Annotated in this window: 15 protein-coding genes and 1 pseudogene; 9 read left to right on the plus strand and 7 right to left on the minus strand. The window is 55.3% G+C overall.

Features of this window, described 5'->3' with window-relative positions; all coding sequences use genetic code 11:
* Positions 1-188: 188 nt before the first annotated feature.
* The 5 genes from soxZ to AC221Y_RS13490 all read right to left on the minus strand — a co-directional run bounded on the left by soxZ (position 189) and on the right by AC221Y_RS13490 (position 2,909).
* Complete coding sequence (gene soxZ, locus AC221Y_RS13470) at positions 189-518, minus strand: thiosulfate oxidation carrier complex protein SoxZ (RefSeq protein ID WP_299756441.1); 330 nt, start codon at positions 516-518, stop codon at positions 189-191.
* A 23-nt stretch (positions 519-541) separates the two neighbouring features.
* Positions 542-958, minus strand: a complete 417-nt coding sequence (soxY, locus tag AC221Y_RS13475; RefSeq protein ID WP_299756443.1) for a thiosulfate oxidation carrier protein SoxY — start codon at positions 956-958, stop codon at positions 542-544.
* Positions 959-1,000: 42 nt separating this feature from the next.
* Positions 1,001-1,474, minus strand: a complete 474-nt coding sequence (soxX, locus tag AC221Y_RS13480; RefSeq protein WP_299756445.1) for a sulfur oxidation c-type cytochrome SoxX — start codon at positions 1,472-1,474, stop codon at positions 1,001-1,003.
* A 116-nt stretch (positions 1,475-1,590) separates the two neighbouring features.
* Positions 1,591-2,154: a thioredoxin family protein gene (locus tag AC221Y_RS13485; RefSeq protein ID WP_486707510.1), complete on the minus strand. Its 564-nt coding sequence runs from the start codon at positions 2,152-2,154 to the stop codon at positions 1,591-1,593.
* A gap of 17 nt (positions 2,155-2,171) precedes the next feature.
* On the minus strand, positions 2,172-2,909 hold the full coding sequence (locus AC221Y_RS13490) for a cytochrome c biogenesis CcdA family protein (RefSeq protein WP_299756447.1): 738 nt from the start codon (positions 2,907-2,909) through the stop codon (positions 2,172-2,174).
* A 73-nt stretch (positions 2,910-2,982) separates the two neighbouring features.
* Between AC221Y_RS13490 and AC221Y_RS13495 the strand changes: the two genes are divergently transcribed.
* The 3 genes from AC221Y_RS13495 (at position 2,983) to AC221Y_RS13505 (ending at position 4,861) form a co-directional block, all read left to right on the plus strand.
* Complete coding sequence (locus AC221Y_RS13495) at positions 2,983-3,351, plus strand: thioredoxin domain-containing protein (protein WP_299756450.1); 369 nt, start codon at positions 2,983-2,985, stop codon at positions 3,349-3,351.
* Positions 3,352-3,419: 68 nt separating this feature from the next.
* Positions 3,420-3,755, plus strand: a complete 336-nt coding sequence (locus AC221Y_RS13500) for an ArsR/SmtB family transcription factor (RefSeq protein ID WP_486707511.1) — start codon at positions 3,420-3,422, stop codon at positions 3,753-3,755.
* Positions 3,756-3,805: 50 nt separating this feature from the next.
* A complete protein-coding gene (locus AC221Y_RS13505; RefSeq protein WP_486707512.1) occupies positions 3,806-4,861 on the plus strand; it encodes a YeeE/YedE family protein in 1,056 nt (351 codons plus the stop codon).
* A gap of 26 nt (positions 4,862-4,887) precedes the next feature.
* Here the strand turns inward: AC221Y_RS13505 and AC221Y_RS13510 are convergent, their stop codons facing one another.
* Positions 4,888-5,232: an ArsR/SmtB family transcription factor gene (locus AC221Y_RS13510; protein ID WP_299756458.1), complete on the minus strand. Its 345-nt coding sequence runs from the start codon at positions 5,230-5,232 to the stop codon at positions 4,888-4,890.
* Positions 5,233-5,373: 141 nt separating this feature from the next.
* On the opposite strand from AC221Y_RS13510, the gene AC221Y_RS13515 reads away from it, so the two are divergent.
* The 5 genes from AC221Y_RS13515 to AC221Y_RS13535 are packed head-to-tail and all read left to right on the plus strand — an operon-like array spanning position 5,374 to position 9,239.
* Complete coding sequence (locus AC221Y_RS13515; RefSeq protein ID WP_299756461.1) at positions 5,374-6,237, plus strand: MBL fold metallo-hydrolase; 864 nt, start codon at positions 5,374-5,376, stop codon at positions 6,235-6,237.
* A 4-nt stretch (positions 6,238-6,241) separates the two neighbouring features.
* Positions 6,242-6,637, plus strand: coding sequence for a YeeE/YedE family protein (locus AC221Y_RS13520; protein ID WP_486707513.1), 396 nt, complete (start codon positions 6,242-6,244; stop codon positions 6,635-6,637).
* A 10-nt stretch (positions 6,638-6,647) separates the two neighbouring features.
* Complete coding sequence (locus AC221Y_RS13525) at positions 6,648-7,070, plus strand: DUF6691 family protein (RefSeq protein ID WP_366141747.1); 423 nt, start codon at positions 6,648-6,650, stop codon at positions 7,068-7,070.
* 13 nt (positions 7,071-7,083) lie between these two features.
* Entirely contained in the window at positions 7,084-7,437 is a 354-nt protein-coding gene (locus AC221Y_RS13530; RefSeq protein WP_299756463.1) for a protein tyrosine phosphatase family protein, read from the plus strand.
* Between the two features lie 56 nt (positions 7,438-7,493).
* Complete coding sequence (locus tag AC221Y_RS13535; protein ID WP_486707514.1) at positions 7,494-9,239, plus strand: SulP family inorganic anion transporter; 1,746 nt, start codon at positions 7,494-7,496, stop codon at positions 9,237-9,239.
* A gap of 3 nt (positions 9,240-9,242) precedes the next feature.
* Here AC221Y_RS13535 and AC221Y_RS13540 read toward each other — a convergent pair.
* Positions 9,243-9,335, minus strand: a pseudogene (locus tag AC221Y_RS13540) (IS6 family transposase); the annotation flags it as partial.
* Between the two features lie 475 nt (positions 9,336-9,810).
* Between AC221Y_RS13540 and AC221Y_RS13545 the strand changes: the two are divergent.
* On the plus strand, positions 9,811-11,518 hold a 1,708-nt coding region (locus tag AC221Y_RS13545; RefSeq protein WP_486707515.1), incomplete at its 3' end, for a heavy metal translocating P-type ATPase.

Raw genomic sequence — 11,518 nt, forward strand, 5'->3', positions numbered from 1 at the left:
ACCTCATCCATGACGTCCGACAAATGCGCAGGAGCTGCGGTCTTCGTTACCATCTTGATGTCTTCGTTCAATATCAGCGTATCCTCGGCCGGATCAGCATAAGCTACCGCGCCAAAAAACCCGACCAAAAAGATGCCAGCAACACCAGCAAGTTTCATCATTCTGTGTCCTCCCTATAGCTCTAAAGCTTAACTGACCGAGATCTCTTTGGTTTCCTCGTAGACCGATCCATCGTCATCGTACCAAGTGAATTTGAATTCACCGGCCTCAGGAACAATTGCTTGAAACTCAAAATACGGGTTTGTCGAAATTGCAGCCTCAAGCGTGATGTCAATCACGTTTTGACCGTTAAAATCGCATGTGAACCGATTGATAATCGACCTAGGAATAACGTTCCCGTCACCATCTTTTCGCTGACCCGACTCCATCTTGTGGCTAATCAGGGTCTTAATCGTAATTGTGTCCCCGGCAGAAGCCGTCTTTGGAACTTTGACGCGGGGCTTAACACCATCTGCCATTTTGTATCTCCTAATAAGCTTATCTAGCCGCCGCAGCCGCCGATTGTGACTTTGACTGTTGCTGAGGCCCGAGCGAACGAACCATCCTGCATCTTTGCAATCGCAACGACCTCCTGCGTCCCGGCCAACCGAATACGTGTCGATGCCGAATGCGATGCGGACAAAGCGCCAAATTTGAACGTTGCTACATTTGGGGTCGGATTGCCCATCGCCATCACCAAGATCTCTGACGCGCCAGGAGCATCAACTTCAATCGGCACCGTGTTGCCATTTTCAGCGATCTCAGGGGCTGTAAGTGTCACCCCGCCCTCAGCAATGTCCGCGCCGCCCGTAAACGATTCGATCAGATCCTCACCGGCGGCAAAGGCCTTAAGTGGCACACTCGCGACGACCAATATTCCGGCCCCAAGCTGCAAAACACTCCGTCGTGTCAGTTCCATTCTTTCTCTCCTGAATAAACCACCGCCATCAAGCGATGCCGGTTAGTCCTTGAGGGTGGTCAAATACGCCACGACATCTTCAATCTGCTGCGCTGTGAGCAACGGACCAAACGTATCATCGGCAGCTTTGCCTGTGTACGCCTTGCCGGGCCGGATAAAGCCCTCGGTCTTGTAGAACGAAGGCATCATGCTCTCTTCGAACATGATCTTCGCATTCGACACGATCCCGCGAAGCTCTGCTTCGCTCCAGCGATCTCCTGCACCGTCAAGCGGCGGTCCGATCTCGCCTTGGAACGGCACATCGTCCAGATCGCTCACCTCATGGCAGGCAACGCAGTTGCCAAGGCTCTTGTTTCCGACAACCATCCGCCCCTGCGCCGCATCGCCTGCAACCCCCGACAAGGATTGCGCCACCGCTCCATCCGTAAAACTGACGGCCGTGGGCGATACTTCTTGTGCGGTTGCCGACACGCTCGTCGCCAATGCAATGGATAAAGCCAATCCCGAATACTTCATGCGTCCTCCCTAAAACCATGTTACATTAGCGTGCAGACAGTGGTCGTGGCAACAACAAATTCAATTATTTGATTTTCTGCATTTAGATTAGCTTGCTACCGTACTTTTTTCGGAGGTCACTTAGAGCGCTCGCCAATCATACGGGCATGATACTTCTGGAAAGTTTCCTCGCCGCTGTAGCCTTCTGCAAGAATCCAGTTCAGAAGATCCAGTGTCGTGCTTTTGCTAAAAGCACCCGGCATTGACGCAACCGCAGCCGCAGCCGCAGACACACCTTCATCTACATCTATAGGGAAGAAAAGAATCGTAGGTGTGAACAACAGACCCCACTTTCTGACCATGTCTTTTTCCGGCAAGGTTGTTCCGTCAAAGTCCGTGACGTCAACATCCCCAAACATGTTGACCTGAACCACGAAGAAATCCTCGCTCAGCATGCGGGCAATCTCATCTTGCGAAAAAACGTCCTCGTGCATCTTCTTGCAGTAGAGACACCCGCGCTGTTCAACCAGAACCATTAGGCGTTTGCCCTCAGCCTCGGCCTCCGCGAGGTCTTCGCTCATGTCTTTGAACGTATCGCGCATCCAGGGCGCCTTGTGCAAACCGTCATCACCCATCTCAAGCGCCGAGGCGCCGGTTACGAAAAACAGAAATACGGCGAACGGTGTGATAAAATTCCTCATGGTACCAGCCTCCCAGCTTAACGTAGAACTCCGATGTCGGGACCGATTTCCAGCATCCATTGAGCAATGTAATTCATTGAATTCGTGGCAATAAGAATACCAAACACGATCAGCATAATGCCCATGATCTTCTCAATCAGACCAAGATGCTTTCTGAACCGGGACATCCACCGCATGAACGGCGCAATAAAAAGAGCGGCCAGCACAAATGGCGCTGTCATACCCACGCCGTAGACAAACAGCAGCAATGCACCGTTTGAAACGGTCTCCTCCCCCCCTGCCATAAACAAGATCGCCGCAAGCACTGGCCCCACGCAAGGCGTCCACCCAAACGCAAATGCCAACCCGATTACATAGGCACCCAGCAGACTGGTACCCGATGTGTTTCCGGCATCCGCCCGCAACTGCCTGTAGAGAAAGCCGATACGAAAAATCCCAAGGAAATGAAGCCCCATCACTATGATAATGGCCGCCGCAACCCATCGCAGAACATCGAAATACTCGCGAACAACCTGTCCAAAAGCCGTTGCCGCCGCACCAAGCCCCATGAAAATGGTGATAACACCGGCCGCAAAGAACAATGCCGCAAGGACCGCACGAACCCTGACACGCGCATCGATCTTTGCATCGGCCGAAATCTGGTTCATACCGACTCCCGCAAGATAACTCAGATAGAACGGCACGATCGGCAGAATGCATGGCGACAGAAACGACAGCAGACCAGCCAAGGCTGCGCCAGCAAATGTGATATCCATCGTGCGACTCGACCTCCCTTGTGTAATTCACATATTCATATTATGTTGTATGAGATTCAAGAGGCCAGTTCGCATGCGCTTTCAAAAGCTTGCTTCAACACTATTGGCGATTGCTTTGTCGGCCACAGCGGCAACGGCAGAAAGCGTTCTGGTCATGATTGAGGAACGCGGTTGTGTCTGGTGCGCGCGCTGGAACGCCGAAATCGCGCCTATTTATCCGAAGACATCTGAAGGCGAGGCAGCGCCGTTGCGTCGGCTCGACATCAATCAAACAATGCCGGCAGAGCTGTCATTTAAGGGAAAGCTGCACTTCACACCAACATTTGTGCTGATGGTAGACGGCAAAGAGATATCGCGACTGGAGGGGTATCCGGGAGAGGATTTCTTTTGGGGTCTGCTTGGACAGATGCTAAAAACCGCGGAAATTGGTTTATCTAGTTAGGCAGCGTAGATGCGAGACGATATTGTGGTATTTGCCTCCGGTGAAACTTTGACGTGAGAGAGAGAAAAATGGTCCTTCCTGTCTTTGACGAAAACACATGTGCCGCCGACATGGATAAGATGGCGACAAACGCCATGCGCGCGTCAAACTTCCTTAAGGCAATCAGTCACGAAGGACGATTGATGATCCTGTGCCACCTCGCAACCGGTGAAAAGTCCGTGACCGATTTGGAGCGACTTTTGTCAGCGCGACAAGCTGCGGTGTCTCAACAACTCTCCAGACTGAGGCTGGAAGGCTTGATCACGCCACGCCGCGACGGCAAGCAAATATACTATTCATTGACTGATGACCGTCCGAAACAGATAATGGAAGTTGTGTACGATCTGTTTTGCAGTGCCGAATAAGCTCACGCATTTTCAAAATTAGCCGCGTGATATGAACGTGGAATACAATGATGCTTGAGATGTTTTCTGAGGATACATTGGTGGCCGCTGTTGGCCTGTTGGGCGGCATGCTTCTTGGTCTGGCGGCAAGAATTGGACGTTTTTGCACCTTGGGTGCTATCGAGGATGTCTTCTACGCAGAAAGCACGCTGCGCTTGCGCATGTGGGGCATCGCGATCGGCGTTGCTATAATCGGTTCCTTCGGACTGTCAGCAATTGGTTTTCTTCATTTAGAGGAAACGCTTTACCTGTCGCGTGGATGGAGCCCCGTGGCCAGCATCGTTGGCGGTCTGCTTTTTGGCTATGGAATGGCGCTCGCAGGCAACTGTGGGTATGGTGCACTGGCACGATTGGGCGGTGGCGACCTTAGATCATTTGTGATCGTTCTGGTTATGGGCGTGTCCGCCTATATTGCCCTCGGCGGGCCATTGGCAGCTCTCAGGATTTGGTTATTTCCTCAACAGGAGCTTCCCAGTGAGATGCCGTCTATCGCAGTGTCGGTCTCGCGGCTAACCGGGCAGTCTACCGAAGTTATCGGTATCTCTATCGGGATACTTATAGTGGCGGGAACCCTTGCCCACACTGAATTTCGACGCTCGTTCACCCATGTGTTTTGGGGTTTGATCGTGGGAGTTGCCATTGTTATTGGATGGGCCGGCACACAGTGGCTAGCAAGCAACGGTTTCGAAGCCACGCCCGTGGTAAGTCATACCTTTTCAGCACCAATCGGTGAGACAATGCTGTACGTCATGACCTCCTCTGGAAACAGTATTAGCTTTGGAACCGGCTCGGTCGTCGGCGTGCTTTTTGGCGCTTTCATCGGCAGCGTTTTCAAAGGCCACTTCCGTTGGGAGGCCTGCGATGATCCTCGCGAACTGCGCAGGCAAATCCTCGGGGCTTTCTTGATGGGCATCGGCGCCGTGGTCGCCATAGGTTGCAGCGTTGGCCAAGGCCTCTCCGCATTTTCACTCCTTGCCTATAGCGCCCCGGTGACCTTCATAAGTATTTTGGTCGGTGCGGCGGCGGGCTTAAAGCAACTCATGCTCGGGTTTGCGCCTTCAAGCTGAAGGCGAACCGAAAACGCGGAACGACTTCAGCCCGCTTCGCCCTCGCAAAAACGGCGGTATAAGAGACCAATCAGCGCCAAAACCGTCGGGTCCGCAATCGAGTAGAACATCTGACGACCCTCCCGCCTCGACTGAAGCAGCCCCTCATCCTTCAACTTCGTCAGGTGCTGCGAAACGGCGGACTGGCTCGCGCCTACCCTTGTTTCAATTTCGGCGACAGAGAGCTCCTTATCAATCAAGCAACACAGCACTTTTAGCCTGTCACGATGCGCCAGTGATTTCAGAAATCGCGCGGCCTGATCGGGCGCATCGGACCCGTCGCCTGCAAAATATTGCAGGGCATCGTCAGGCATTAATGTCTGTCGTTCCATCAGAATATCCGTCCGCCACTTCCCCACCAGACGTAATCCTCAAATCGATATATTCAACTTACATAATATAATTTTATCCTGTTTGTTGACATATTATAAATTCTTAATATGTAATGTTTTGAGCAAAACGGAGAGACCAACATGCAACCGGATGTAACCCCCTTCTTTGACGAAGAGACATTCACCGCGTCCTTTGTCGTCACCGATCCCGAAACGAAACACTGCGCGATCGTCGATTCCGTTCTCGACTTTGACTATGCATCCGGACGGACAGATTTTCGCTCTGCCGATCAAATCATCAAATTCGTCCAGGACAGTGATCTGACCGTCGACTGGATTTTGGAAACCCACGTCCACGCAGACCACCTAAGTGCTGCGCCGTACCTTCAGGAGAAAATTGGCGGCAAAATTGGCATCGGCCGAAACATCACCATAGTTCAGGACACGTTTGGCAAGGTTTTTAATGCCGGAACTGAATTCGCCCGGGACGGCAGCCAATTCGACCGACTGTTTTCCGAAGGCGACACATTTTCTGTTGGCAACATCTTGGCATCGGTGCTGAACACGCCCGGGCATACGCCCGCCTGCCTCACCTACCTGATCAAGGACGCCGCCTTTGTCGGAGACACCTTGTTCATGCCGGATTTCGGAACCGCGCGCGCTGATTTTCCAGGCGGATCGGCCAATGCGCTTTACGCCTCTATCCAGAAGCTTTTCACACTGCCTGACGACACGCGTGTCTTCGTCGGGCACGACTACAAGGCGCCAGGCCGTAGCGAATTCGCATGGGAAACAACAATTGGCGAGCAAAGGACGCTGAACAAACATGTCGGCGAGGGACGCAGCGAAGATGACTTCGTGGCCATGCGGACCACGCGTGATGCCGAGCTTGCGATGCCAAGGCTCATCTTGCCGTCGCTCCAGGTCAACATGCGCGCCGGGCAGATGCCGCCAACAGAACCTGACGGAAACGTCTACTTCAAAATCCCTGTGAATAGGCTGTAATCCCATGATTGGTAATAGTTATCTCTTCGGCCTCGCCGGAGCGGTATACCTTTTAGGAAATGGTCGGATACTGGGTGCCAGCGCCACTATAGGCGGCTTGATCGACGGCTCGGGCCGCGCAGATTGGCGGGCCAGGTTTTTGTTCATCGCCGGACTTATTGCAGCACCATGGCTGGCCATCACCTGGCTTGGGCTGACCCCCACAACCCACATCAAAACCAATCCGACTGTGATCGTTGTGGCGGGTTTGTTGGTCGCAGTCGGCTCGCGCTTGGCGAATGCATACACCGGCGGCCACAGCGTCTGCGGCATCTCGCGCCCGTCTCTGCGTGGCTCTCCGCGAGGGATTTCCACCTCTTTGCCGGTGGCGTCAGCGTTCTCGACTTCAAGCATATTCTAGGAGTGATCTGATGCGCGCTCTTATCGCAACAATGGGTGGAAGTCTCTTCGGGCTTTGCCTTTGGGTCTCGGGCATGGTGGAAACCACCCGCGTGCTGGGCTGGCTCGATATCTTTGGCGCATGGGATCCGACGCTTGCCTTTGTGTTGGGTGGGGCGATCCTGGCGATGGCGATGGCGATGGCATGGCGGATCGCCAAACGCCGACCTTCGCCCCTTTCGGGCGGGTCATTCCTTGGCCGCCCTGGTCAGAAGTTCATTCCCGATCTTGTCGTTGGCTCGCTTCTCTTCGGTGCCGGATGGGGCTGGTCTGTGTCCCGGACCCTCGCTTGCGTCGCTGACTTTCGGCTGATCGCAAGGTCTTCTCTTCCTGGCTGCCATTATCACCGGAATGCTAGTAGCTGTCCCAGCACGCCGCCTTTCAACGCTAATTGAATGAGGTCAACTCATGACGATCACTCAGCTTCACCCGCAACTTTCGGTTGGTCGACAAATCACCCTAGATGAAATCCGCTCACTCGCGGCGTCAGGCTTTACCGACATAGTCTGCAATCGCCCAGACAATGAAATTGAAGACGGACCTCTATCGGCTGACGTTGCACAGGCGGCCAAAGTCGCGGGCCTGGGCTTTCACTATCTACCGATACGTCCCGGCGAACACCCGGTTGAGCAAGGGCAATCCATCGCCAAAATCGTCCAACGCCCAGACGCCCGTGTCTTTGCCTATTGTCGCTCTGGCGCGCGATCGACGCTTGCCTGGAGCATTGTAAGCCCACAGCAAAACTCAGTCCCGAACGTTTAGCCCTGATCGGACGGGTCCCAATACTTTTCAAATACAGAACCGCGAAAGGACGTAAAATGGTGACGCGTTATCTGCCCATCCTTACATGGGCGCGTAAATACAATCGCGAAACCTTTTCAGCTGATCTGGTGGCCGCGCTGATCGTGACGATCATGCTGATCCCACAATCGCTCGCCTATGCTCTTCTCGCGGGCCTACCGCCCGAGGTCGGACTATATGCCTCCATCGCGCCGCTGCTTGTTTACACTCTTTTTGGAACATCGATGACACTGGCTGTCGGCCCGGTGGCAGTGGCTTCGCTTATGACGGCCTCGGCCGTAGGCGAAATCGCCGCGCGCGGCACGCCCGAGTATCTCGGAACAGCGATCGCGCTCGCGCTCATCTCAGGGCTCATGCTGATTGCCATGGGCATTGCACGGCTTGGGTTTCTTGCGAACTTTTTAAGTCACCCCGTGATCTCCGGGTTCATTACCGCCAGCGCCGTGCTGATTGCTTTTGGCCAACTGAAAAATATACTCGGCATCCAGATCGAAGGCCACAATCTGGTCGAGCAGGTTCTGGACCTGAGCACAAATCTACCAGAGGCTGATTTCACAACCTTCCTAATCGGCGTTTCAGTTTTTGCATTTTTGGTCTGGGCACGGCGATCTCTGGCCCCACTCCTGACCCGCACCGGGATATCAGCGCCCCTTTCCGGCAGTCTGTCCAAGGCCGCGCCTGTTGTCGCAGTGATAGCCTCCACACTTGCCGTCGTTGTCTTGGGACAGCACGCCCAAGGCGTCGCCATTGTCGGAGACATTCCCCGCGGCCTGCCTCGTCCGGCCCTGCCAAATCTGGACCTCGAGCTTATGAATACCCTCCTTTTCCCAGCACTGATGATCGGCGTTGTAGGCTATGTTGAAACGATCTCTGTCGCTCAGACGCTCGCTGCGAAAAGGCGCCAGCGCATCGACCCCGATCAGGAGCTAATCGCGCTTGGTGCCGCCAACGTCGGCTCGGCAATCTCCGGTGGATTCCCTGTCACCGGCGGTTTTTCACGCTCGGTCGTAAATTTCGACGCAGGTGCCAAGACTCCAGCCGCCGGCACCTTTACGGCAATTGGCATCGCACTTGCCACTGCGTTCTTCACGCCGTTTCTTTTCTTCCTGCCCAAGGCCACACTCGCGGCGACAATCATAGTAGCAGTCCTGTCTCTGATCGATATCGAAACGATCCGTCGCACTTGGGGCTACTCCAAGTCGGACTTCACCGCGATGCTGGGTACAATCATGGGCACGCTTGCGATGGGTGTCGAAATCGGAATTGCAATCGGAGTTATGGCGTCACTTGCGCTTTTTCTTAGCAGAACTGCGCGTCCCCATGTTGCGATTGTCGGACGCATCCCCGGCAGCGAGCACTATCGCAATGTCAAGCGGCACCAGGTCGAGACAACACCCGGCCTTCTATCAATCCGGGTTGACGAAAGCCTCTACTTTCCAAATGCAAAGTACCTTGAGGACGCGGTCAATGCAGCCGTTTCCGCTGATCCGAACATCCGTAATGTAGTCCTGATGTGCACGGCGATAAATTATATCGACAGCTCGGCTTTGGAAAGCTTGGAGCAGATTAATCTCCGACTTGAAGACGCAGGGATTAAACTTCACCTCAGTGAGGTGAAAGGTCCTGTCCTTGACCGCTTGGAGCGCGTGGATTTTCTTACAAACTTGTCGGGGAAAATATTCCTCAGTCAGTATCAGGCTGACCGATATTGCATCGGCTCGAACGCTGACACTTCGCAACCGAGCCAGTCGCGAAATCGATAAACGCAGACCCTGAACATTCCGAAGCGAAAGTGGGAAACGAACATACATCATCACCGCAAGGCGGATGATCTCTGGACTGGTTTTAAGGAACGAAATGGGCGGCGTTTTATTATCCCGCGAACTTAGGTCACCGCCCTTCCCGGCTCACGCAAATTTCCTCTTACAAAGCCGCGACGAGGGGCACAACGCAGCCAATTGCATCTACGCCCGGTAATGTTGAATTGGGCTCAGAGCATGCGTAATTGGGCTGTCTGTGTTCAGAGGTCGAGCTCGCGATAGTATCACAGGATAGCTGTGAACAAGGGAGATAGATGGTGGAATACTTTGTTGGACTAGATGTTTCGCTTCGATCCTGTGCGCTTTGCATTGTTGAGAGCAAGGGCACGATGCTGCTTGAGCGAGCGCTCCCTTGTGAGGTCAGCGCAGCGAAGGTCCGATACGACCCCAAAACATCCCCTCGACGCCCCCTTTCTCTTGCGCGATGATGAGGCAGGCATTCGGGGCGTGGCCGTGGGAGGCTTGCTTCCTGTAAATCTGCGGCGATCACCTTGGCGCAGTGGAATTAAGCTATATGGAACAAAAGAGCGATGAACGGTTGAAGACGGCGCTTCTGCTGGTTGCTCTTGCGGGCCTTGTGTCAGGACTCGCCTTCTATTTCGCCGGCAGAGCGGTTGTGGCAGACACCGTTTGGTTTGTCGCAGTTCTTCCGGTTCTGATAGCCCTTTTGGTCGAGATCCTACGTAGCTTGATGCGGGGCGAGGTCGGGCTTGATATCGTTGCGGCTCTGTCGATGACGGCAGCTCTCGCGTTCGGCGAAACATTGGCAGCGGCTGTTGTGGCCGTGATGTATTCAGGCGGAACTTTCCTCGAAATCTTTGCCGAGGGCCGCGCGCGTCGCGACATGCACGACCTCTTGTCGCGCGTCCCCCGAACCGCAACCCGGCACCGGAACGGCGGCCTAGAGGAAGCGCCGCTCGATAAGATTGAACCTGGTGACCGGTTGCTGATCCGTCAAGGCGACATCGTGCCTGTGGATGGCTCAATCGCGTCTGAAAACGCATTCCTCGACACCTCCGCGCTAACCGGTGAGTCTCTCCCTGTACGTTTGTCTCGCGGCGCCGAGGCCATGAGCGGGTCCACAAACGCCGGCGAGCCATTCGATCTGACTGCGACGCGTCTTGCCACACAAAGCACTTATGCCGGGATCGTGCGCCTGGTCGAGGAAGCTCAGCGGTCCAAGGCGCCAATGGCGCGGCTGGCGGATCGCTGGTCTCTGGGATTTCTAGCTGTCACAGTTGCAATCGCTTTTGCTGCATGGTGGTTCACCGGCGACCCGATCCGGGCCGTCGCCGTGCTGGTGGTGGCCACGCCATGTCCACTGATCTTGGCCGTACCTGTCGCCCTGGTCGCAGGCCTGTCGCGCGCAACGCATTTCGGTGTGCTGATCAAGGGCGCTGGACCGCTGGAGGCGATGGCCCGCATCCGAATCCTGATCCTGGACAAGACTGGAACCCTGACCGACGGGCGCCCGCAGATCGTTTCGATAGACAGCTACGACGGTGCGGGCGAAGACGACATATTGCGTCTTGCGGGTGCGTTAGATCAGGCCTCGAAACACCCAGTCGCACAAGCCATAGTAACAGCTGCAAAAGCGCGCGGTCTCGTTTTGCCCGTGCCCTCTGAGGTCACGGAGATCCCGGGAGAAGGGGTCGTCGGAAGCGTCGAAGGACACAAGGTCATCGTCGGTGGCGACACTTTCGTGGGCAAGCTCGTTGGGCGAACTGCGGGTGACCATCCGGCTCTTTCTGCCGGCTCGGTCATCGTCGCCGTTGCGGTGGACGGCCACGTGGCGGGTCATCTCGTCATGGCGGACCCCCTGAGAGAGGGGGCCGGCATCATGCTTGCAGGGCTGCGCGAAGAGGGGATCGAGCGCATTCTGCTGGCAACTGGCGACCGGGTCGAGGTTGCGGAGCGCGTGAGCGAAGGCCTCGGCCTTGACGCGCTTCGTGCAGGCCTGACGCCTGACCAGAAGGTTCTTCTGGTCCTCACTGAGCGTAAAGATGGTCCAGTGATGATGGTGGGCGATGGCGTAAATGACGCGCCAGCGCTTGCCGCTGCAGACGTGGGCGTGGCCATGGGCGCCCGGGGCGCCGCCGCCTCGGCAGAAGCCGCGGATGTTGTGCTTCTGGTCGACCGCATCGACCGACTTAGATCGGGGATTGAGATCGCCCGTCGGTCCCGACGCATCGCCGTCGAAAGCGTCGTCGCAGGGATCGGAT

It is taken from the genome of Boseongicola sp., from assembly GCF_057460485.1.

Bases quoted from the DNA above. Each gene is read 5' to 3' on its own strand.
- AC221Y_RS13520 (WP_486707513.1), top strand. From the start codon at position 6,242: ATGATTGGTAATAGTTATCTCTTCGGCCTCGCCGGAGCGGTATACCTT.
- AC221Y_RS13535 (WP_486707514.1), top strand. From the start codon at position 7,494: ATGGTGACGCGTTATCTGCCCATCCTTACATGGGCGCGTAAATACAAT.
- AC221Y_RS13490 (WP_299756447.1), bottom strand. From the start codon at position 2,909: ATGGATATCACATTTGCTGGCGCAGCCTTGGCTGGTCTGCTGTCGTTT.
- AC221Y_RS13495 (WP_299756450.1), top strand. From the start codon at position 2,983: ATGCGCTTTCAAAAGCTTGCTTCAACACTATTGGCGATTGCTTTGTCG.
- AC221Y_RS13525 (WP_366141747.1), top strand. From the start codon at position 6,648: ATGCGCGCTCTTATCGCAACAATGGGTGGAAGTCTCTTCGGGCTTTGC.
- AC221Y_RS13505 (WP_486707512.1), top strand. From the start codon at position 3,806: ATGCTTGAGATGTTTTCTGAGGATACATTGGTGGCCGCTGTTGGCCTG.
- AC221Y_RS13510 (WP_299756458.1), bottom strand. From the start codon at position 5,232: ATGGAACGACAGACATTAATGCCTGACGATGCCCTGCAATATTTTGCA.
- AC221Y_RS13530 (WP_299756463.1), top strand. From the start codon at position 7,084: ATGACGATCACTCAGCTTCACCCGCAACTTTCGGTTGGTCGACAAATC.
- AC221Y_RS13500 (WP_486707511.1), top strand. From the start codon at position 3,420: ATGGTCCTTCCTGTCTTTGACGAAAACACATGTGCCGCCGACATGGAT.
- soxZ (WP_299756441.1), bottom strand. From the start codon at position 518: ATGGCAGATGGTGTTAAGCCCCGCGTCAAAGTTCCAAAGACGGCTTCT.
- soxX (WP_299756445.1), bottom strand. From the start codon at position 1,474: ATGAAGTATTCGGGATTGGCTTTATCCATTGCATTGGCGACGAGCGTG.
- AC221Y_RS13515 (WP_299756461.1), top strand. From the start codon at position 5,374: ATGCAACCGGATGTAACCCCCTTCTTTGACGAAGAGACATTCACCGCG.
- AC221Y_RS13485 (WP_486707510.1), bottom strand. From the start codon at position 2,154: ATGAGGAATTTTATCACACCGTTCGCCGTATTTCTGTTTTTCGTAACC.
- soxY (WP_299756443.1), bottom strand. From the start codon at position 958: ATGGAACTGACACGACGGAGTGTTTTGCAGCTTGGGGCCGGAATATTG.